Origin of the sequence: Ruegeria sp. HKCCD4315, from assembly GCF_013112245.1 — a bacterium.
GTDB lineage: Bacteria > Pseudomonadota > Alphaproteobacteria > Rhodobacterales > Rhodobacteraceae > Ruegeria.
In genome coordinates, this window is sequence record NZ_WVRN01000001.1 from 2,485,564 (window position 1) to 2,506,281 (window position 20,718).

Annotated in this window: 20 protein-coding genes; 5 read left to right on the forward strand and 15 right to left on the reverse strand. The window is 58.2% G+C overall.

Annotation, left to right across the window (positions count from 1 at the left end):
• Positions 1-7 precede the first annotated feature (7 nt).
• The 3 genes from GS646_RS12375 to GS646_RS12385 all read right to left on the reverse strand — a co-directional run bounded on the left by GS646_RS12375 (position 8) and on the right by GS646_RS12385 (position 5,047).
• Entirely contained in the window at positions 8-2,458 is a 2,451-nt protein-coding gene (locus GS646_RS12375; protein ID WP_171185213.1) for an FAD-dependent oxidoreductase, read from the reverse strand.
• A gap of 172 nt (positions 2,459-2,630) precedes the next feature.
• Positions 2,631-4,190, reverse strand: coding sequence for a trimethylamine methyltransferase family protein (locus tag GS646_RS12380; protein WP_171646585.1), 1,560 nt, complete (start codon positions 4,188-4,190; stop codon positions 2,631-2,633).
• Between the two features lie 263 nt (positions 4,191-4,453).
• Positions 4,454-5,047 (reverse strand): helix-turn-helix domain-containing protein, encoded by a 594-nt coding sequence (locus GS646_RS12385; RefSeq protein WP_170335125.1) that lies wholly within the window; start codon positions 5,045-5,047, stop codon positions 4,454-4,456.
• A gap of 73 nt (positions 5,048-5,120) precedes the next feature.
• On the opposite strand from GS646_RS12385, the gene thrC reads away from it, so the two are divergent.
• The 5 genes from thrC to GS646_RS12410 all read left to right on the forward strand — a co-directional run bounded on the left by thrC (position 5,121) and on the right by GS646_RS12410 (position 11,034).
• Positions 5,121-6,530 (forward strand): threonine synthase, encoded by a 1,410-nt coding sequence (gene thrC, locus GS646_RS12390; protein ID WP_171646583.1) that lies wholly within the window; start codon positions 5,121-5,123, stop codon positions 6,528-6,530.
• On the forward strand, positions 6,527-7,315 hold the full coding sequence (locus GS646_RS12395) for a hypothetical protein (protein WP_171646581.1): 789 nt from the start codon (positions 6,527-6,529) through the stop codon (positions 7,313-7,315). The genes thrC and GS646_RS12395 overlap by 4 nt, the downstream gene beginning before the upstream one ends.
• A gap of 471 nt (positions 7,316-7,786) precedes the next feature.
• Entirely contained in the window at positions 7,787-8,245 is a 459-nt protein-coding gene (locus tag GS646_RS12400) for a (2Fe-2S)-binding protein (protein WP_171646579.1), read from the forward strand.
• Between the two features lie 3 nt (positions 8,246-8,248).
• Positions 8,249-10,396 (forward strand): xanthine dehydrogenase family protein molybdopterin-binding subunit, encoded by a 2,148-nt coding sequence (locus tag GS646_RS12405; protein ID WP_171646577.1) that lies wholly within the window; start codon positions 8,249-8,251, stop codon positions 10,394-10,396.
• Between the two features lie 14 nt (positions 10,397-10,410).
• Positions 10,411-11,034 (forward strand): Isoquinoline 1-oxidoreductase subunit, encoded by a 624-nt coding sequence (locus GS646_RS12410; RefSeq protein WP_171096349.1) that lies wholly within the window; start codon positions 10,411-10,413, stop codon positions 11,032-11,034.
• A 154-nt stretch (positions 11,035-11,188) separates the two neighbouring features.
• Here GS646_RS12410 and GS646_RS12415 read toward each other — a convergent pair whose 3' ends face one another.
• The 12 genes from GS646_RS12415 to GS646_RS12470 form a co-directional block, all read right to left on the reverse strand.
• The gene (locus GS646_RS12415) at positions 11,189-11,911 is read right to left on the reverse strand and encodes an HAD family hydrolase (protein ID WP_171096351.1); all 723 of its coding nucleotides are present in this window, start codon (positions 11,909-11,911) and stop codon (positions 11,189-11,191) included.
• Positions 11,908-12,897 (reverse strand): quinone oxidoreductase, encoded by a 990-nt coding sequence (locus tag GS646_RS12420; RefSeq protein ID WP_171185221.1) that lies wholly within the window; start codon positions 12,895-12,897, stop codon positions 11,908-11,910. Before GS646_RS12420 ends, GS646_RS12415 begins: the two co-directional genes overlap by 4 nt.
• A 40-nt stretch (positions 12,898-12,937) precedes the next feature.
• On the reverse strand, positions 12,938-13,492 hold the full coding sequence (locus GS646_RS12425) for a phosphohydrolase (protein ID WP_171096355.1): 555 nt from the start codon (positions 13,490-13,492) through the stop codon (positions 12,938-12,940).
• Complete coding sequence (locus tag GS646_RS12430; protein WP_171096357.1) at positions 13,489-14,142, reverse strand: DsbA family protein; 654 nt, start codon at positions 14,140-14,142, stop codon at positions 13,489-13,491. Before GS646_RS12430 ends, GS646_RS12425 begins: the two co-directional genes overlap by 4 nt.
• Positions 14,143-14,146: 4 nt before the next feature.
• Complete coding sequence (locus GS646_RS12435) at positions 14,147-14,857, reverse strand: glutathione S-transferase family protein (protein WP_256368439.1); 711 nt, start codon at positions 14,855-14,857, stop codon at positions 14,147-14,149.
• Positions 14,858-14,867: 10 nt separating this feature from the next.
• Positions 14,868-15,554 carry a glutathione S-transferase family protein gene (locus GS646_RS12440; protein ID WP_171096360.1) on the reverse strand — a complete coding sequence of 229 codons (687 nt, stop codon included), beginning with the start codon at positions 15,552-15,554 and terminating at the stop codon, positions 14,868-14,870.
• A gap of 4 nt (positions 15,555-15,558) precedes the next feature.
• Entirely contained in the window at positions 15,559-16,275 is a 717-nt protein-coding gene (locus tag GS646_RS12445) for a glutathione S-transferase family protein (protein WP_171096362.1), read from the reverse strand.
• Between the two features lie 58 nt (positions 16,276-16,333).
• Positions 16,334-17,137: an SDR family oxidoreductase gene (locus GS646_RS12450; RefSeq protein ID WP_171185225.1), complete on the reverse strand. Its 804-nt coding sequence runs from the start codon at positions 17,135-17,137 to the stop codon at positions 16,334-16,336.
• Between the two features lie 15 nt (positions 17,138-17,152).
• Complete coding sequence (locus GS646_RS12455; protein ID WP_170525391.1) at positions 17,153-17,506, reverse strand: cupin domain-containing protein; 354 nt, start codon at positions 17,504-17,506, stop codon at positions 17,153-17,155.
• Positions 17,507-17,548: 42 nt separating this feature from the next.
• Positions 17,549-18,160 (reverse strand): NAD(P)H-dependent oxidoreductase, encoded by a 612-nt coding sequence (locus tag GS646_RS12460; protein WP_171185227.1) that lies wholly within the window; start codon positions 18,158-18,160, stop codon positions 17,549-17,551.
• A 395-nt stretch (positions 18,161-18,555) separates the two neighbouring features.
• Positions 18,556-19,512: an ion transporter gene (locus tag GS646_RS12465; protein WP_171185229.1), complete on the reverse strand. Its 957-nt coding sequence runs from the start codon at positions 19,510-19,512 to the stop codon at positions 18,556-18,558.
• Positions 19,505-20,695, reverse strand: coding sequence for a low temperature requirement protein A (locus GS646_RS12470; protein WP_171185230.1), 1,191 nt, complete (start codon positions 20,693-20,695; stop codon positions 19,505-19,507). The genes GS646_RS12465 and GS646_RS12470 overlap by 8 nt, the downstream gene beginning before the upstream one ends.
• Between the last annotated feature and the right edge of the window lie 23 nt (positions 20,696-20,718).

Below are 20,718 nucleotides of genomic sequence, written 5' to 3' on the forward strand. Positions count from 1 at the left end.
CTCCTGATCAAGAACGCATGTTTGCGCCGTTGGCGTCGTAGATTGGTCCTGCCAGAACCAGCGCATCGTAGAAGTTGCCCAGAATTTCCACTTGAAGCGTCGTTCCCGGCGTTGCGAACTCGGCTGCGACGTAACCCATCGCCATCGACTTGCCGACATGGTGCGCATAGCCGCCCGAGCTGACGTAGCCGACCGGTTCACCATCTTTCAGGATCGCCTCGTCATGGGCCACGTCGATCCCCTCGACGTCGATGGTCATTGTCACCAACTTCTGCGAGACGCCTTCATCGCGGGCTTTCAGCGTTGCTTCTTTGCCGACGAAGTCCTTCTTCCAGTTGATGAAGTCATCCATGCCGGATTCGACAGCGTCGAAGTCGGGACGGTATTCCATCGTCCAGACACCCCAGCCCTTCTCGAGTCGCATCGACAGCAACGCACGCGCGCCGTACCAGCGATAGCCCAGATCGGCGCCGGCCTCTTCGATGGCGTCTGCCAGACGCATCAGGTATTGCGGTTTGCAATAGATTTCGTAGCCCAATTCGCCAGAGAAGCTGATCCGGTTGATGATCACCGGCACGCCGCCGACAAAGGTCTGGCGCAGGTCACGGAACTTGAAGGCTTCGGCTGAAACATCGTCACGGGTGATCCGGGCCAGCAGGTCCCGCGATTTCGGGCCGGACAGGGCAATCCCGTGCCAGTCGTCCGAAACGTTGGCATAAGAAATGCCTGCGGGCAGGTCTTTTTCGAACCAGCGGCGGTGTGCTTCCTGCATTGCGCCGGAACCGAACAGCATAAAGTGATCCTCGGCCAGGCAGGCAACCGTCAGATCGCCGTAAAGCTTGCCCTTGGGCGTCAGCATCGGCGTCAGCGCCAGGCGTCCGGGCTTGGGAACAAAGCCGGCTAGGATATGGTTCAGGTATTCGCGAACACCATCACCCTTGAACTCATGCTTGGCAAAGTTGGCGATCTCAATGCCGCCGACAGCTTCGCGCACGGCCTTGATTTCCCGGGCGACATAGTCGTGCGACCGGTTGCGTTCAAAGGTTGGAACCTCGTGCGCATCTTCCGGGCCGTCGGCATACCAGAGTACGTTTTCGAGGCCGAAACCCTGATCCATCACCGCACCCTTGGCGATCATGCGATCATAAAGCGCGGTCGTCTTCTGCTTGCGGCCCTTGGGCAGGGTTTCGTTCGGGAAGGTCATCACGAACCGGCGTTCGTAGTTTTCCGACGACTTGATTGTGCCCCAGTCCGGTGTCGCGAATTCACCAAAACGCGCCACGTCCATCGCCCAGACATCGATGGATGGCTCGCCGTCGATCATCCATTCCGCAAGGGTTAGGCCCACGCCGCCGCCCTGGCAGAAGCCTGCCATGACACCAACCGCCACCCAGTAGTTCTTCATGCCCGGAACAGGACCGATCAGCGGGTTGCCATCAGGACCAAACGTGAACGGACCGTTGATCACATCCTTGATCCCGGCATTGGCCATGGCCGGAAGACGCTCGAACGCGGTTTCCAGACGATCCGCCACACGATCCAGATCCGGTGGCAGCAGTTCATGACCGAAGTCCCAAGGTGTCCCGCCGACTTTCCACGGGGTCGCCTGGGCCTCATAGGTACCCAGCAACATGCCCTGCCCTTCCTGACGGCAGTACACGTTGGCCTCAAAGTCGATGCCGTGCGGTAGCTGCTGACCAAAGTTCACGACCTCGTCCATGCGCTCGGTGATCAGGTAATGGTGCTCCATCGGCTGAACCGGCAGATGAAGGCCCGCCATATGGCCCACCTCACGCGCCCACAGACCGCCGCAGTTCACGACGTGCTCGGCATTGATCGTGCCTTTGGGGGTGACAATGTCCCAGCTGCCGTCGGGGCGCTGTGTCATATCGGTGGCGCCACAGTGGGTGAAATACTGGGCGCCATGCGCCTTGGCCGCCTTGGCAAAAGCGTAGGTCGTGCCAGACGGGTCCAGATGGCCGTCCTGCGCGTCCCACAGAACCGCGTGATAGTGGTCCGGATCGATCAGCGGATGACGCTCAGCCAGTTCCTTGGGCGAGATGAATTCCTGATCCAGGCCCATGTAACGCGCTTTCGAACGCTCGCCCTTCAGGTAGTCATACCATTCCTTGGTAGAAGCGGCGTAGAAGCCACCGGTCTGATGCAGACCAACAGATTGGCCGGACAGTTCTTCGATCTCTTTGTAAAGATTGATCGTATATGATTGCAGGCGCGAGATATTCGGATCCGAGCTGATGGTGTGGATACCGCCGGCCGCGTGCCAGGATGAGCCGGATGTCAGCTCGTCACGTTCAAGCAGGACCGCATCCTTCCAACCGAACTTGGCCAGGTGGAACAGGATCGAGCAACCAACAACGCCGCCGCCAATAACAACGACTTTGGCGTGCGACGGCAGTTTCTTTCCGCCTGTGGACTCGTCGGTCTGAATAGTAGGCATATTTCGTTTTTCCTCAGGAATTCAGCTTTCACTCTGACTGCATTTGGGTGCACACTCCTCGTTTTGACCCAAAGCATCTATCTCGGTGAAAAGGGGTTCTCTTCTTTGCAGTGGATTGCTGGTCGGCAGAACGATCCCGGTCATCGCGATCGTCCTGCCGAACCTGCAAATGTCAGAAATCCGTGGCAGCGCCACCCTCGGCCTTGCGTTTGGCAACAAAGGCGTCAAGCTCGTCTTTTATCGCCGGATCCAGGGCTGGGGCTTCGTAGGAGGCAAGGCGGTTTTTCCACTCTGCGTTGGCACGCTCGATCGCAATCGGCGATCCGGCCTCCTGCCAGGTCTCAAAGTTGCGCCAGTCACTCAGGATTGGCGAATAGAAGGCGTCGCGATAACGCGCCTGGGTGTGTTCAGTGCCAAAGAAGTGACCCGCTGGCCCGACCTCATTGATGGCTTCCAGCGCCAGGTCTTCCGGGCTGGTCGAAACCGGCTGAAGGAATTCCGTGATCATCTGCAGCAGGTCGATATCAAGCATCACCTTCTCATACGAGCAGCACAGCCCTCCTTCGAGCCACCCTGCCCCGTGCATCAGCATGTTGGCGCCGCCATTGATGGCACCCCAAAGCGAGAAGACCGCCTCGTATGCCGCTTGCGAGTCAACCGTATTGGCCGCGCACACATTCGAAGAGCGATACGGAATGCCGTAGCGCCGCGCCAGCTGTCCGCCGATATGCTGCGCTTTCATGTATTCCGGCGTACCAAACGCGGGCGAGCCGGTCTTCATATCCACGTTCGACGTGAAGCCGCCATACATCACCGGCGCGCCTGGCCGCACCATCTGGGTAAAGGCCACACCCGCCAGAGCTTCGGCGTTTTGCAGGGTTACGGCACCGGCAATCGTAACGGGCGCCATCGCCCCTGCCAGCGTGAAGGGTGTGATTACAACAGGCTGGCCCATCTCGGACAACGCCATCACGCCCTGCATCATCGGAATATCGAGCTGCAGAGGAGAGTTCGTGTTGATGATCGAGAACATGCAGGCCTGATCACGCATCTGGTCATGGGTCAGACCATGGGCAATCCGCGTCATCTCGATTGCATCGGAGACACGCTCCTCACCAAGTGAGTAGATGCAATAGGCCTTGTCGGTCAGCGTGATGTAATCCTGAATACAATCAAGATGGCGGATAGACGCGTGAATATCGACGGGTTCCACCGGATATCCACCTGTCACATGCAGAACATTGTGCATCTGGGCCAATCGCAGGAAGTTGCGAAAATCTTCCTGATTGCCCGCGCGCCGACCCCGATCCGTATCCGAGCAATTCGGCGCGCTTGCCATCATGTTGAATACAATGTTGTTTCCGCCCATGGTCACGTTGTGCTGGGCGTTTCGCGCGTGCAGTGTGAATTCAGACGGCACGCTTGCAATGGCTTCGTTGATCAGATCGGGATCGAAGCGCACACGCTCTTCACCGTCCCGGACATCGGCCCCTGCCTTTTTCATCACGGCGCGCGCGTCATCATGCAACACGTCCAGGCCGGTTTCTGAAAGCAGTTTCAGGGATGCCTGGTGAATATGCTCAACCTGATCATCCGAAATCAGCTCAACGGCCGGATAGGAACGCCTAAGCTGCGCGAACGGGCGCTGTACGATTGCCGGAGCTGGTGCCCCGCCATCACGGCGACGCCCTCGGCGTCCGCGCGCCTTTTGGGCCAGTTGATCAGTAGTCATCCGATAGTACCTTCATTGCCGGAGTTAAGCCTGAGAACGAGTGGTTTGGGCGTTACGCCTCAAGTCATTTACCGCTTAGGGCGGCAGGCAAAGAAACCTGACCGCGATTCGTCGCTCAATCCTGCGTGGGCCCGCGAACGGAAAAGTCCGCTATTACTTGGAGGTACCAGTCGCTGTTTCATTTTTGGTTTTCCAATATGCCGCACGAGATGCGGTATATTGGATAAATACCATGATTCAGTCAATACACTTTATAGGCCTTCTCAGACTGACGCTGTAGGTTCCTGATATTGAGTCGGCTGAGCCACGAGAAGGATGGCCTCCGTTTCTCCATCCGCCTCGTTGTTAATGCGATGATTGCAGTCACTGCGGTATCGCAATGTATCGCCCGCCTCAGCCCGAACAGTTCGTCCAGCGACCGTTACCGACAGTGAGCCGGACAGGCAGGTCAGGTGCTCGAAGGTTCCAGGCGCGTGGGGCTTTGAATCAAGCTCTGCTCCGACCTTCATGAGAAGCCTGTGCCACTCTACGGGAAGAACAGTGCGTCGCGGGCTCAGCATATAAATCTCGCATTTACCGTCCGCACTTCGCTGCATCGGCGTGGAATAGTGATGAAGATGCTCGATTGGATCCTCGCCACCAGGCGTGCCCTCAAGCAAGCTAAGGTCAACGCCAAGTGCCTGAGAAAGGGCCCAGACTATGGAAAAGGTCGGGTTGGTGGCACCCCTCTCAATGGCGGATAGCATCGATCGGGACACCCCTGTACGCTCAGAGAGTCGCTCAAGGGTCAAGCCCAGCGATTTCCTGGCTTCCTTCATAATTTTCCCAATTTCAGGTGTAGGTGAAGGTATGTTCATTCCGTAGTTCCACTATATTAGATTTTTGTTTACGAACGATGGAGGTCTTGCTAAATCCACAATATTAGAAATCTTGGAAAATGCCATGCTCTACTCAAGTACTCGCGGGAACGCACCCGCTCGATCCCTCCGAGAGTTGCTAAGCCGTGGAACTGCAGAAGATGGCGGTCTTTACGTGCCTGAGGCCTGGCCCGAACTTACATCCAGCGAATTGGCCACGCTGGGCGGACGGGCCTACGACCAGATTGCATCGGATGTTCTGGCACTGTTTGGCGGAGCTGAGTGGCAACAGTGCGACTTCCCCACAGGCATAAGAAAAGCGCTGGCCGGTTTCGAACGCAATGATGGCCCACCCCTCTCTCGCCTGAATGACCAGCTGTGGAGCATGGAGCTTTTCCATGGCCCCACACTCGCTTTCAAGGATTACGCCCTCGCCCCTTTGGCGGAAGCGATCGATCGGGAACTCACAATCACTGACAAACGCGCGACCGTACTCTGCGCAACGTCGGGAGATACTGGCGCAGCCACCGCAAATGCCTTTGCGGGACGTTCGCGAGCCAATGCAGTAATTCTGTTTCCGGAGGGCCGCGTCTCTGATGTTCAACGCAAGCAGATGACCTGCCTGGGAGCCGCAAACGTTCAGGCAATTTCCGTTCGAGGCGACTTTGATGACTGCCAAAGCATAGTCAAAAACCTGTATCAATGCGAAGTTGCCAAAGAATATAGCTATACGGCTGTGAATTCGATCAACCTGGCCCGGATCCTCCTTCAGACGTCCTACTACATTTACGCTTCGGTCAAAATCCACAACGATTACGGCCAACACGTGAACTTTGCTGTCCCCAGCGGGAATTTTGGAAATGTCTTTGCGGGCTATATCGCGAAGCAAATGGGCGCTCCCATCGGGAAGTTGATCGTCACTTCGAACGAAAATGATGTCCTTCCCCGGCTGTTCGAGACTGGTATGATGTCGAAGGCAGAGACAATACCGACGATCTCGCCGAGCATGGATATTCAGGTTTCCAGCAACTTTGAACGAATGCTGTGGATTCTGAAAGGACGCGACGGGAACGCAACGCGTGACATGCAAACGCAGCTCGCTGAGAGGTCTTTTTACGAACTTTCGCAATCCGAGCATTCAAGACTGACCAAAGACTTCGACGCGATGAAGTGCGGCAAAGACGATGCCTTAAACACCATGCGCCAGATCCATAAGCAGTTCGGCAAGATCATTTGCCCACATTCGGCAACCGGCTACTTCGCGGCGGATCAGCTGAGGGCAACGCTTAACGGACCCATTGTTGTCGCTGAAACAGCCCATCCGGCAAAATTCCCGACGGCAGTTGAAGAAGCGCTTGGAACATTCCCAGAAACTCCGGCGCGGCTGGAAGACTTGTTTGCCCGCGAAGAAGAGTTCGCAACTGTCGATCCAACGGTTGAAGCGGTGCAAAGTGTGATTGATGGAAAATTCGCAACACCATGAAGCTGACGTGTGCAACCCCGGAAGTTCAATCTCTTCTGAGTGAACCGCGTGACATCCTCCTGATCGGGATGTCGGGAATTGGAAAGACGCTCCTTTCGAGCTTTTTGAACCAATCCGGGGCGTGGCGCTATGTGTCGATAGACGCCCAAATCCAGGGGCAGTATTTGCGCAAGCAGATACTTGATGCATTCAATGCCGAGGTCAGCAAGGGAGCTATGCTGTCCAAGTTGCAGGAATTGGGCATACTCAACTTGGACGACGAATTGTGCAAGGACACTCTTGCGCCATTGACTTCCTATTTGGGGATGCCTGGAGACCCAGACAGAGGCGGGATTGAATTCAACGAATATGTGAAACGGCAGAACTTTCATAGGCAGGCTGAACTCACCGCAGTCGAAGACCTTCTTAGCCTGGATTCCAGTCAGCCAGTTCTGGCTGATTCAAGCGGGTCGTTCTGCGAATTGTTTGCGGCTGGTGACCCCACATTTTCTGCTTTGAAAGAAAGGTTCCTTATCGTTTCGCTGAGGGAGAACGACGAACTCGTCCAGAACTTGATAGCGAGGTACGTTGAGAAACCAAAGCCAATCTACTATTCTCCGGACCTGCTTTCGGAATATTGGCGCGACTATACGGCAAAGGCTGGAGACCGGGATAAAGATGTCGACCCAAAGAAATTCGCGCTTTGGTCGTATCAGAAGCTAATTTCGGTCAGGCGAGATAAATTTGCGGCACTAGCTAAGCACAGCGACATATCTATTAGTGCCGCAGATTTGCGATACGCCTAAGTCTTCATCGACGAACCTGCTAACACCACCAAGACGACGCCTCTGTAGGGGCGATCCGCGCGCGGCACCCACAGGCAAGCGGACGCGCTCAGCGAGGCGCCTGCGCCCAAACGCAATCTGGAACGAGACCTAAGTGCGGCCGCAGTGTTTGACCCGGACCGATCTCCCAACTGGAAGCCAATGCTGGAAAAGCCTGCTTTGCGGTTGGAATCCGCCCAAACCGCCCACGTATGAGCCCGGATGCAACATGCACGAGAAGTTTGCCTGCCTCCAAGCGCCTAGCGGCATCGCTGCGATTACCCAATGAGCTTCGAACGCATAACTTCCGTCTTTAAGGTTTCTAAAAGTATACTGGTTGATAGATTGCCCCTGCGAGATGTAGGTAACCACTAAAGGCGACCCCCCAGGCGCTGTAAACCTGAAGCTCTGCTGAAAATCTTGACGACAAGCCAAAAAGAGGACCTCCCCAAAATGACGGACCTGACCATCAACGGAAAGGACGTGTCGCTCGACGTACCGGGTGACACACCTTTGCTATGGGCGTTACGCGACAACCTGCGCCTGACCGGAACGAAATTTGGCTGCGGCGTGGCCCAGTGCGGTGCCTGCACCGTCATGGTCGATGGCATGCCGGTCCGCTCGTGCATCACCCCGGTCGAAGATCTGGAAGGCTCGGATGTAACAACGATCGAAGCGCTGGAAGGCCCCGAGGCTGATGCGGTGCGCAAGGCCTGGGTTGATCTGGATGTGCCACAATGCGGGTACTGTCAGTCCGGTCAGATCATTGCCGCTGCTACATTGCTGACTGAGATTCCTCAGCCGACGGATGAAGATATCGATTTTGCGATGGCTGGAAACGCCTGCCGCTGCGCCACCTACGTGCGCATCCGCAAGGCGATCCACAATGCTGCCAAGATGCTGGAGGCCTGATCCATGACCGCATTCTCTCCCACCCGTCGCGGCTTTCTGGCCGGTGGTGCCGCGCTGATTATTGGGGCGCATCTGCCGATGGGCAACAAGATGGCCGCAAAAGCCGCGACCGGCCCCGTTGACCTCAACGCCTTTGTCCGCATCGGCGAAGACAACACGGTTACCGTTATCGTCAAACACATCGAATTCGGCCAGGGCCCATTCACCGGCTTCGCCACTTTGGTAGCCGAAGAGTTGGACGCCGACTGGTCGCAGATGCGTGCCGAACATGCGCCTGCCGACACCGCAACCTATCAGAACTTTGCATTCGGCATTCAGGGCACCGGCGCTTCAACCGCCGTGCGCAACGCCTTTACCCAGATGCGCCAGGCCGGCGCCGCCGCCCGCGCCATGCTAGTTGATGCGGCTGCCCGCGAATGGGGTGTTTCGGCTGATGAGATCACCGTCGCAAACGGCGTGATCAGCCACACCGGCAGCGGCAAGACTGCGCAATTCGGTGAACTGGTCGCTGCAGCCAGCGAAAGCACACCGCCTGCCGAGCCCAAGCTGAAAGACCCGGCCGAGTTCAATCTGATCGGCAAAGAAGAAATCCGCCGGCTTGACAGCGCCATCAAGACCACGGGCGAGGCCCAGTTCACGCTGGACGTCTATCGCGACGGCATGCTGACGGTCGTCGTGGCGCATTCGCCCTGGATCAACGGAAAAGTTGCATCGGTGGACAGTTCGGCCGCTCTGGCGGTCGACGGCGTTGAAAAAGTAGAACAAATCCCGACCGGCGTCGCGGTCTATGCCAGAAACACTTATTCAGCCCTCAAGGGGCGCGATGCGCTGCTGATCGACTGGGACCTGAGCGAGGCGGAAACCCGCTCGGCCGAAGAACAACTGGAAGAGGTCGCCACGGCGGCTCGCGATGGTGAAGGCGTCGTTGCCGATACCTATGGCGACCTGAACGCGGCATTCGAAAACGCCGCTCAGGTGATCGAAGCCGAATACCGCCTGCCCTTCCTTGCCCACGCACCGCTCGAAGCTCTGGACGGTGTGATCGAGAACCGCGGCGACGCTGTGGAAATCTGGATGGGCAGCCAGATGCAGAGTGTCGACCAAATGGTCACCTCGGACATCTTCGGCATTCCGCTGGAAAATGTTGAGATCAACACCCTTCTGGGCGGCGGCAGCTTTGGACGGCGCGCGCAGTATGACGGGCAATTCGCGCAGGAACTGGCACATGTTGCCAAGGCCGGGGGCGAAGGCACTTATAAGCTGGTCTGGACTCGCAGCGATGACATTCAGGGCGGGTATTACCGGCCGCAGGTCGTTCACCGCCACCGTGCCGCACTGGACGAAACTGGCCGCATTATCGGATGGTTCAACAAATTCGCCACCGAAAGCATCATGGGCGGCTCGGCCTTTGAAGCGGTAATCCAGAACGGCGTTGACCCGTTCTCGATCGAGGGCTCCATCCATAAACCTTACGACTTCGGCGCGTTCGAGGCCCGCTGGGTCCGCACTGACAGCAAGGTGCCGCATCTGTGGTGGCGCTCTGTCGGCCATTCGCACAATGCATTCGCGAACGAAGTGTTCCTGGACGAGGTGCTGCAAGGCCAGGGAAAGGACCCGGTTCAGGGTCGCCTGGAGCTGCTGGGCGACAAGTCCCCGCGCGACCGCCGGGTGTTGGAGCGCGTCGCTGAGATGGCGAACTGGAGGGGTGTGCAAGGCGCCGACGGCAAGGCCTTTGGCGTTGCGCTGCATCCCAGCTATGACGCGCACTTCGCCTATATCGCCGAGGTCTCCGAAGTCGATGGCGAACCCCGCGTGCACAAGGTCTGGGTCGCTGCCGATGTGGGCATTGCGGTCAACCCGGATGTGGTCAAGGCGCAGATCGAAGGCGGGCTGGGCTATGGCCTCAGCGCAGCGCTGTTCAACGAGATCACCTTTGCCGAGGATGGCCGCGTTGAGCAGGAAAACTTTGACACCTATCGTCTGCTGCGGATCAACGAAATGCCCGAGGTCGAAATTGATCTTGCGGTGAACACTGAAAAGCCCGGCGGCATTGGTGAGGCTGGTACGCCGCCCATCGCCCCCGCCGTCAGCAACGCCTGGCGTATCCTCAAGGGTGAGCCCGTCCGCCGCCTGCCGCTTGTGCGCGTTTGACAGGAGATCGAGCTATGAAATTCGACATTCGTGCCACGGCGCTGACCGCTGCAATCGCGCTGACCGGGCTGCTGCCCGGTAGCGCGGCGCAGGCCGAGGAAGTCAACGGCCTGAAAACCGCGGCGAGCTTTGAAAGCATCGAATCCGAGCAAGCCCGCTCGGTCGCGATCTTCGAGGAAATGGCCAAGGTCATCACTCATGCGCGCTGCGTCAACTGCCATCCGGTCACCGGTGGCCCGCTGCAAGGCGAAAACCAGAAACCGCACTCGCCGCCGATTCCGCGGACCGAGGACAATTTCGGTGTGGTCGCAATGCGCTGCACCACCTGTCACGGCGAGGAAAACCGCCCGTTTCTGGGTGAAACCGGCTCGGTGCCCGGCAACGGTCACTGGCAACTGGCCCCGCAGAGCATGGGTTGGGTCGGCCTGACCGTACCCGAGATCTGCGCCCAGTTGAAAGACCCCGAACGCAATGGTGGCCGAACCCTGGAAGAGGTCGCGCATCATATGGGGCATGACACTCTGGTCGGCTGGGCCTGGACCCCCGGCGAAGGCCGCGAGCCCGCGCCCGGATCCTGGGAAGGGTTTTCGGAACTGGCCGTAAACTGGATCGAAACCGGCGCGGCCTGCCCGGGCTGAGGCGAGTTGATCTGACACGAAATAATCCGGAGGCTTCTGTTAAGCTGCCTCCGGTTCATCTATGGCCAGCATGGTCTGGATCGTGTTTCAAACAATCAAATTCCGGCTGTCGAACGCGGTTTGAACCGAAAATTGAACTTCAGTTTTGCCCAACCTAAATCTGAAGGGCAGAGGCCAATTCAGTAAAGCTGTCCACTTCGATGTCATAAGTGCCGGTTTCACCCCGATCCGGCGTCTCGGAAGGCTTGTTGCCCCACTCCAGCGGTCGCCGAACCAGCGCCGTGCGGAACCCTACCTGACTTGCAGCGTCGAGGTCATAGGGGTGACACGCGACCATCAGGCATTGATCGGGCTGCAGTTGCAAACGTTCAGCGGCCCGCCGATACGCCTCGGGCAGCAGCTTGTAGACGCCAAGCCCTTCGCAGGACAGGACCCCGTCCCAAACCAGCCCGTTCCTGCGCGAGGTGTCGATAATCAGCCGATAGGACAGCAGCGTGAACGAGGTCACTATGAACCGCTCGCGCAGCGCTGCCAATCCGGGCCGCACATCCGGCCAGGCGGCAAAGCTATGCGGCGCATCCCACGAGATCGCGCGCCGGTCCTGCGAGTCGAAAACATCCAGCCCTTCTTCGGTCAGCAGGGCATCCAAACAAAAGCGGTGCGCGTCGTCGAAATTATATTCCGGCGGGCCGCTCTCACCCAGATTAAGCATCGCCTGCATCGTCCGGCGACGAAGGTCATTCGCCAGCGCGGCCCAGGCACGGCCGATCCCATGACGCTGCCCCGACGCTGCAAATGCATCACGGAAACCGCTGTGCCAGTCCAGCACGGTGCCGCCGGTGTCAAAGGTCAGAGCCTTGATGCCAGAAAGACTCATGGGATCAACACCGTCGCGCCCAGCGTTGTGCCGGATTCGATGGCTTCATGGGCCTTCACCGCATCTTTCAGCGCATATTCGTAGTTGATGTTGGCATCCAGAATACCGTCACCGATAGCCTTGAACAGATCGCGCGCGGTCCATTCGAGGTCAGACCGTTTGGCGACGTAATGCATGATTGCCGGGCGCGTGATAAACAACGACCCCCGGCGCCCGAGATCCTGGATCACGTCAATGGGATCAGGCGGACCCGAGACGTGACCATAGGCAGCGCAGACGCCCATCAAGCGCAAGGAGTCCAGCGAGTCCTGCAATGTGTCTTTGCCGATCGCCTCGTACACAACGGCGCAGCCCTCGCCATCAGTCACGTCGCGCACAACGTCTACAAAGCTCTGCTCTGAGCGCACGACCGGGTGGTCGCAACCCGCTGCATGTGCGACGTCGGCCTTTTCCGGTGTCGAAACAGTGCCCACAATGGTCGCCCCAAGGGCCTTGGCCCATTGGCACAGGATCAATCCCATACCGCCAGCGGCCGCATGAACGAGAATAGTGTCGCCGGGCTGCACCGCATACGTACGGTGCAACAGGTAGTGCGCGGTCATGCCTTTCATAAGCAAGGCCGCAACCTGCTTGTCGTCCAGCCGGTCCGGCAGGTGCAATAGCTTGTCAGCGGGATAGTTGCGGACCTCAGAGTAGCTGCCCAGGGGCGGGATGCCATAAGCGACACGGTCGCCAGTCTTGAACTCGGTCACACCCTCTCCGACACCTTCGACGATCCCGACGCCCTCGAAACCGATCACCACCGGTTCGTCTGGCACTGGCCACGGATGAGAGATGCCGGCGCGGTGGTAAGTGTCGGCGTAGTTCACGCCTACTGCTGTATGGCGCAGGCGTACCTCGCCCGGGGCCGGGTCGGGCACATGCCAGTCTTCCCATCGCATACAGCTGGGCGGTCCTTTCTTGTGGATCACTTGTGCTTTGCTCATCGTCCCCTCCTTCGATGTTAGTGTGTGATAGGTTTGGGTTTCAGATTTTGAAAACAGTCCTGAGCACCCGCAAATTCCCGGCAATTCGATTGCCTCCAAGGTCTTTGGCCAAACGTTGCAGAACATCCGGAAAACCATAATCCGGGATCGCGTTCTCGACTCTCGACACTTGTGCCTTGCTCAGCCCCTTGCGGATCATCCCTCCGGATGCGTCTATCCAGTCACCCTTGCGGACAGCATTCACGACATCCGCGCCGGGGCCGGAATAAGGTGTGATCTTGTGGTGCCAGTGGATTGCGGCACGCAGAATCTCGGGATCGAGGCCAAGCCCAAGCTTGTCGTTGTCGCGCAGCGCCAGCGTCTGGGAAGGATCGAGATAGGCAAGATTCTTCTCAGACCAGAGCCCGATGTCATGATAGACCAGCGCAGTTTCGACCATGGGGCGATGGACGTCCGCATTTCCAAGAAAATGCATGGCGTAGGTGATCACGCGATACACATGCCCCCGGTATGCCGGAAAATCGTCGCCAATAGTGTCGCGATATGGGTCAAAGAGCCCTTCGACCCGATCGCAATAGTCTATGATTTCAATCATGCCACGACTGTCCTCAGCTGCTTGAGCATATTGGCATAATTCCCTTCACCCTGCGCGCCGGTGACAAGGTGCTGACGTTCAAAGATCATCGCGGGAACACCCTGAACACCACGGCTGGTCCAGAACTGTTCTTTCTCGCGAACCTTTTCGCCACGTTCGCCGCTATCCAGCATCGCGCGGGCGGCATCGCGATCCAGCCCAATCTGACCAGCGACCTCGACCAGCACGTCGATATCCGCCACATTCTCGCGCCGGGTGAAGAAAGCGGCGAACAGCGCCAGCTTGGCCTCATGCGCCTTGCCCTTCTCCTCGGCCCAGTCGATCAGCTGATGGGCGCGAAAGGTGTTGTACATGCGCATGTCGTCGGCATAGTTGAAGGTGAAGCCAAGCGCGGCCCCCATCTCAGTCAGACGCGCGCGCGCCTTGATCGAGCCTTCCAGCGTGGTGCCGTATTTCGCGGCAAGGTGTTCGCGCAAGTTCTCACCTTCCTGCACCATATGCGGGTTCAGCTCGAACGGGTGCCAGTGGATATCGACGTCGATGCCGGTCTCCTGAACTGCACGGGCCAGTTGGTAATAGCCGATAGCGCACCATGGGCAGACAACGTCCGAGACGATGTCAACGCGAATAGGCTGGGATTGGTCGGACATCGGGTTACTCCTTGTAATTAGCGGCATTTTCGGCGGCAGCGGCCTCGGTATCGCCTGCGCCAAAGACGGATGGTCTGGGTTTCGGCAGTTGCAGCGCTGCCTGCGTGGCCGGACGTGCATCAATCCGCTCAAACCAGGCGTTCAGATGGTCCAGGCCCGCGACATCAACCCCGGCCCAGAAATGCGAGCGCGCCCAGGGATAGGTCGCAATATCGGCGATGGACATGGCATCGCCCACCAGCCAGTCACGCCCGTTCAGTCGGGAATCCAACACCTCGAGCAGGCGGCGGGATTCATCGACATAGCGCTTGATGGCATAGGGATCGTCATGACCGTTGGGTCGCGCGATACGCTGGAAGAACATCGCCTGCCCCATCATCGGCCCGATGCCGCCCATCTGGAACATCAGCCACTGGATCGTCTCGGACCGCTCTTTGGGATCATGGCTCAGGAACCTGTCATATTTCTCGGCCAGATAAAGCAGGATCGCACCGCTTTCGAACACCGCAAAATCGTTGTTGCCACGATCAACGATGGTTGGGATGCGACCGTTTGGATTCAGCGTCAGATAATCCGGCGCCTTCTGTTCCTTTTTCGAAAAATCGACCGGCACCAGTTCATAGGGCAGATCAGCCTCGTGGAGGAAGATCAGTGGCTTCCACCCATTCATCGTAGGGGCGGTATAAAGCAGAATATCGGGCCGGTCGGTCTTCAAGAATTCAACCTCACACGGTGGCGCCGTATCGCGAGCGGGCCCAGCGGACGACCTCTGTCCCCTCTTCGCTGTCGATGACGCGGGCATATCCCGGTTGGGCAAAGCACCGGTTAAGCCAGCGTTGAATCGAGGGCCAGCGTTCGGCATCCAGCGCGAACCCGGCCAGTTCCGCCCCGCGCAGCCAGCTTGACATCGCGATGTCAGCAACGCTGAACGACCCAGCGGCGTAGTCGGCATCGCCCAGCAGGTTGCCAATGGCGTCCAGCAATTGCGGCGCGTAGTCGGTCATGGCCTGAGCGACCATATCCTCTTTTCCGTGGTCCTTGCCAAAGTAATAAGGCACCACGATCCGCTGACCGAACATCATACCGCCAAAGACCTGCGCCATCTGGCTATCGGCGAATTGCTGAATCTGCAACGCGCGTTGGCGCAGTTCTGGTTGTGGTGGGATAAGGCCGGGCAAAGGCACGGTCTCTTCCGCCCAGGCGACGATGTCCGCGCTTTCTGTGATGGGTGCCTGCCCCTCAGCGGGCAGCAGAACCGGCACGGTTCCAGCCGGGTTGATCGGCAGAACTTTTTCTCGCTCGGTATAGGGGACGACCGGGTCCAGATCGTACCCGATACCTTTCAATTCCAGCGCCACCCGAACCTTGCGGACAAAGGGCGACACCGGGTAACCGACAAGTTTCACAGTCATCGCCTCAAGCCTTTTTCACGTCGCCGGCGAAGCGCGCGGCGTTTTCCTTGAGGAAGGCATCAGCATCTGCGTTTTCGTCCCAGAATTGCGGCTGCGCCTTGGGGATGGTCAGCGCCTTCTGCACGGCCGGGCGCGCGTCGATCCGGTCGAACCAGGCCTTGAGGTTCGGCAGATCGTCAACCTCGACCCGTGCCCAGGGGTAAGCCCGCGCCCAGGGGTAGATCATCATATCGACGATGGAGTAGTCGCCTACGATATAGTCACGTCCGTCCAACTGGGTGTTCAGAACTTCCATCAGGCGGCGGGATTCGTCGACATAACGCTTGATCGAGAACGGCTCCTCATGCCCGTTGGGCGCTGCGATACGCTGGAAGTACATCGCCTGCCCCATCATCGGACCCACATGGCCGACCTGAAAGAACAGCCATTGCAGCGTTTCCGACCGGGTAAGCGGATCGTCTGACAGGAACTTGCCGTATTTCTCGGCCAGATGCCAAAGGATTGCGCCGGATTCGAAAATGGCCCGCCCCTCGGCCCGGTCATAGATCGTGGGGATCTTGCCGTTCGGGTTCAGGTTGAGGAACTCGGGGGCCTTCTGTTCCTGTTTCGAAAAATCAATGAAGGTCAGGTCATAGGGTACACCGGCTTCTTCCAGAAAAATGACCGGTTTGTAACCGTTCATGGTGGCGGCGGTGTAAAGGTGAATGTCCGGTTGGCTCATGGCTGTCTCCTCAGGGGCAAAGTTCGGGCCCGCGCGGTGTCGCGCAGGCCCGGTTGGTTCAGATTTCCAGCGTCCAGTGTTTCTGCTGGTAGTCCAGCACGTCCTTGATCGCCTCTTCCGGGAACACCGTGCGGAACTTGTGGTTATCGGCAGCAATGACCTCGGCCATTTTGTCGATCATCGGCTGCGGGTCCATCTGTAGCTCGTCGCCGGCGAACAGGGCGCGGACCTTGCGGATCGCTTCCGGCGGCGTAATGCTGGTCGCCGGATCGTACCACTCGTCCATCTTGTCATACATCCGGTCATTGAACCCGGTCCGGTACGCGCCCGGATTGAGGGTCGCGACCTGAACACCCATCGGTTCCAGTTCCTCGCGCATCAGTTCCGCGATGGCCTCCAGCGCGTGCTTGGACGCGGTATAGGGGGCCAGATAGGGGAAGGTCAGGAACCCGGCGATCGACGAGACGAACACCACCTTGCCGCGGCCACCGCGGGCAAAAGCCTGCGCATAGGGCTGCACGAATTCGACGGTCGAGAACACATTGGTTTCGAACACGTTCCGGATGCGGTTCACGTCAACCTCAGCAATCGGTCCGGTATCTCCGATGGCGGCGTTTGCCACCACGACATCCACATCGGCACCGAAGCGGTCAAAGGCGGCCTGACGGTCCTCGGCGCTGGTAATGTCCAGCTTGACTGTTTCCAGCGTCAGACCCAGCGCGTCCGCTTCTGCCTTGAGCGTTTCCGCCCCTTCCGCGCCGTGGGTCGTCGCGATCACGCGATGGCCCTGTTTCGCCAGTTCGAACGCCGCACCTTTGCCAAGCCCGGTGCCCGCACCCGTAATCAGGATAGTTTTGCTCATTTGTCGTTTCTCGCCTCAGTCCTTCAGTTCCACGTCATTGTCCAGACGCTCGAACAGCACGGCCTCAACCGTAGTCGTTCCGACATTGCTGACCTGATGGGTCCAGGGGCCGTTATGCATGTAATCGCCATCCGCCACCTCTTTCACGACAGTCGAACCGTCTTCGAGCTTGATGGACAGCGTGCCGCCCTTGATGAAATAGACGATTTCCTCGGGGTGGCGGTGCGGCTCATCCGTCGCACCAGGGGGCATTTTCATGCGGACCAGACGCGTGATGCCGGTGTTCACCAGCTCTTCATACATGTCGGGCGATGCCTCGTCGGCCAGCGGTGCACGCTGGCCTTCGGTGATCAGGGGAGAGTTGCTCATCTCATGAGCCTCCATTTTTGGAATGATTTCCGCAGGCGCCGATCAGGCTACTTCCGAAACGGAATTGGCACCGAAGACACGGGCCAGATGCGCGTCAAAACGGGCGAAATCCGATTCTACATCGGCGTTCTTCATCACATCAAAGGCGCCATAGGTCGGCAGCTGCGACATGCCAAAGAACTTGGCGTTCAAGTGCATCGGGCGCAGCAGATCGTCCAGCGATGCGCCTTCAAAGAACGGCTCGGCGGGGTTGTCGAAAGATTCGGCTGGTGCGTTCAACGTGACGGACAGCATGTAGTTGGTGCCGGTCAGGGCGCCGCCCATACCGTAGTTTTCTTTCGGGGCTTCAGCCACGCGGCCATCACCATTGGTCAAACGACCATCCATGCCGACCGTGTAAACCTCGTCCATGTACTTCTTGAACGACCACGGGACACCCATCCAGTTTACCGGGAACTGCATGATAACGGTGTCGGCCCATTGGTGGTTGGCGATTTCCTGCTCGACGTCATAACCTTCGGCGATCTTTGTCACACGCACGTCATGTCCGGCGGCTTTCAGGAACTCGGCTGCCCGGTTAATCAGCGCTGCGTTCAGCTCGCCCTTGGCGAAGGGATAAGGCTGGTGGCCGTTCAGAATAAAAATGTTGCTCATGGTCTCGTCCTTGCGGTTTTCAGTGATTCAGCGGGCCTTTCCGCTGTTCAGGTGACAACTTGCTCACTGTGGAGGAAAAGACAATTAGTATACTTTTTGTAACCTACTACTTGGGTGGACCTGCGACCCACTCGCTTGCGTGCAAGGGAGCCGTGCCAATAACCTCAATGATCCCGGACCGCACGCTAATCAGCGTTGGAATTGAAAAGATCGAAAAACCCCTGAAACCAACGTATTCCTGCCCCAGGAACACACCGCCCGTATGGCGCAGCCGGCGACCGCAAAACACGCTTCGAGCCTATATCGTTCTGGATGATTGGGCCACGAAAGGTCAGGCCATGCATTTTGGAATGATCGAATATGCCTCGTCGTCATAGCGGCGGGAATTGTGGCACTCACAAAGGTTCGGAGAGTACTTTTCCGCAATGAGGGCAATGTCCCCGTCTGGCCTCAGCTTCAGCGTGGATGCGATCCCGGATCTGATCTGCAGCCCGGCGTGACAGGCCCAGTTGCTTGCGCAGCGCCTCGATCTCGGCCTCTTCGGCCTCACAGATCGTGCCATCCTCTAACGCTTTGCGGAATTCGCGCTCCAGACTGGCACGCCGACGGTGCAATTGATCGTTGAGACCGCTGGCGATGATACCGGCAGGCAAGGCAGCCATTCCGATGCCGATGACCGTGATAACAGCTCCGAACATCTTTCCGGCCACCGTCACAGGCGTCACGTCGCCATATCCTACGGTTGTCAACGTCGCCATCGCCCACCACATGGCCGCCGGGATCGAGCCGAACGCGTCGGGCTGAACTTCGTGCTCGGCCAGCCAGGCGCCGCTGGCGGCAAAGATCAGCATTACCATCAGGATGAAAAACCCGGCAAAGAAAGCGCCTGCCTCTTCCTCGAACACGGCAAGCAACATGCCAAGCGCGGGTGAATACCGGGTAAGCTTGAGCAGGCGCAGCATCCGGAACGCGCGCAGAATGCGCAGATCGATGGGAATGAACAGGTACAGCAGAGCGGGCAATATCGCCAGCAGGTCGATCAGTGCCAATGGAGACGTCGCCCAGGACAGCCTGGACTCATATTCAGGATTTTCCGGCGCTGCCCACAGTCTTGCCGCGTATTCCACAACGAACACGGTCAGCGAGAAGCTTTCGAACAGCTCAAACGCTGCATTCCATTCGAAATAGATGGAATCTACCGTTTCCAGAATGACCGCCGCGACATTCAGCGTAATCAGGACGATCAGGGCAATGTCCAGAAACCGGGGGCCGTCTGCGTCCCGGTTGGGACGCTCCAGCCACCAATAGACCCCGGCGCGCAGACTTTTCAGGTCCTGTACAAAGCTACTCATGGCGGAATGTCAGCCAGGCCCGGGAAACGGGCACAACAATCTGCGACAGCAGCGCCGTGCCCCAGATCAGGTTGGCCACCAGAGCCGGGACGTGCGGAACAATGAAGAAACAGGCGATTGCCAACACAATGCCAAACAGGCGCACATCCCCTCGTCCGAAGTCGGAGGCAACACGATGCTCAATGATTGACCTCAGCACCCAGAGCATGGCGATATAGCCTGCGAGGCCGAAACATCCGATGGCGGCGTATTCGGTCGGATAAGGATCCCAGAATCCGATTTTGACCTCTGCGGCCAGTGCCACACCGACCAACACACCGCATACCATCAGAACAAGATGGGCCAACCACCAGATCACCAGGGTCGCGGGTTTCCTGTCCTTCGGCTTGGCATTGCCGGCAAAGTCGAAATAGATCCAGCACATGACAAACATCGACACTCCACCGATGACGAAATTGACCAGAACGTCCGGGGATACCTTGTAGATGCCCTTTTCCGACAGTGTGACGACGAGCTTGAAGAACCCCTCGCCCAGCACGATCAGTGTCAGCAGTGCAAAACGCTCGGACATATGCCCCAGTCGTGGCGCGAACCGCTCAAACCGCAGGACAGATATGCCCGGGATCATGTAGATCGCCTGTGTTGCCACCATTGCGATGCCAAACGCCCAATAGGCCAGCGGTTTCGGCAAAAATGCGATGATGGCAAAAACGATGGCGAAGAACGAGAAGTTACGGACTTTCTCGGACGTCATTGAGCGACCGGTAATATTCACCCGCCGCGCCCTGAAATACAGCGCCGCCAACATGGCCCGGTTGGCCGCAAAACCTAGTACGAAGAATGTCCAGCCTTTTCCTTCGATGGCTGGAATGGACGCCGCCATGAACATCACCGTACAGATCATCACGCACATGATCACACGGTGCCAGACATCGGTGCTCACATAGATCGAGTTGAAGATGCTAAGCTCGCCCCACGCGTACCAAAGCGCAATGAACACCCCCGTAAACACCAGGAATCCGTGCCAATCCAGGTGATGCGAGAGGTAGTTCCCAAGCAGGAATATGGTCACGACGTGAATCAGGTCATAGAATAGCTCGGCCCAGTGAACATGTTCATGCGCGTGGTCGAGGTCGTGATGATGCTGCGGCTTGCGCCACATCGGGTGGTCTTGCAGTGCCATGAGGGTATCATTCTTTCTTCTGG

Coding starts and splice junctions, on each gene's coding strand:
- GS646_RS12375 (WP_171185213.1), bottom strand. CDS start 2,458: ATGCCTACTATTCAGACCGACGAGTCCACAGGCGGAAAGAAACTGCCG.
- GS646_RS12380 (WP_171646585.1), bottom strand. CDS start 4,190: ATGACTACTGATCAACTGGCCCAAAAGGCGCGCGGACGCCGAGGGCGT.
- GS646_RS12385 (WP_170335125.1), bottom strand. CDS start 5,047: ATGAACATACCTTCACCTACACCTGAAATTGGGAAAATTATGAAGGAA.
- GS646_RS12395 (WP_171646581.1), top strand. CDS start 6,527: ATGAAGCTGACGTGTGCAACCCCGGAAGTTCAATCTCTTCTGAGTGAA.
- GS646_RS12400 (WP_171646579.1), top strand. CDS start 7,787: ATGACGGACCTGACCATCAACGGAAAGGACGTGTCGCTCGACGTACCG.
- GS646_RS12405 (WP_171646577.1), top strand. CDS start 8,249: ATGACCGCATTCTCTCCCACCCGTCGCGGCTTTCTGGCCGGTGGTGCC.
- GS646_RS12410 (WP_171096349.1), top strand. CDS start 10,411: ATGAAATTCGACATTCGTGCCACGGCGCTGACCGCTGCAATCGCGCTG.
- GS646_RS12415 (WP_171096351.1), bottom strand. CDS start 11,911: ATGAGTCTTTCTGGCATCAAGGCTCTGACCTTTGACACCGGCGGCACC.
- GS646_RS12420 (WP_171185221.1), bottom strand. CDS start 12,897: ATGAGCAAAGCACAAGTGATCCACAAGAAAGGACCGCCCAGCTGTATG.
- GS646_RS12425 (WP_171096355.1), bottom strand. CDS start 13,492: ATGATTGAAATCATAGACTATTGCGATCGGGTCGAAGGGCTCTTTGAC.
- GS646_RS12430 (WP_171096357.1), bottom strand. CDS start 14,142: ATGTCCGACCAATCCCAGCCTATTCGCGTTGACATCGTCTCGGACGTT.
- GS646_RS12440 (WP_171096360.1), bottom strand. CDS start 15,554: ATGACTGTGAAACTTGTCGGTTACCCGGTGTCGCCCTTTGTCCGCAAG.
- GS646_RS12445 (WP_171096362.1), bottom strand. CDS start 16,275: ATGAGCCAACCGGACATTCACCTTTACACCGCCGCCACCATGAACGGT.
- GS646_RS12450 (WP_171185225.1), bottom strand. CDS start 17,137: ATGAGCAAAACTATCCTGATTACGGGTGCGGGCACCGGGCTTGGCAAA.
- GS646_RS12455 (WP_170525391.1), bottom strand. CDS start 17,506: ATGAGCAACTCTCCCCTGATCACCGAAGGCCAGCGTGCACCGCTGGCC.
- GS646_RS12460 (WP_171185227.1), bottom strand. CDS start 18,160: ATGAGCAACATTTTTATTCTGAACGGCCACCAGCCTTATCCCTTCGCC.
- GS646_RS12465 (WP_171185229.1), bottom strand. CDS start 19,512: ATGAGTAGCTTTGTACAGGACCTGAAAAGTCTGCGCGCCGGGGTCTAT.
- GS646_RS12470 (WP_171185230.1), bottom strand. CDS start 20,695: ATGGCACTGCAAGACCACCCGATGTGGCGCAAGCCGCAGCATCATCAC.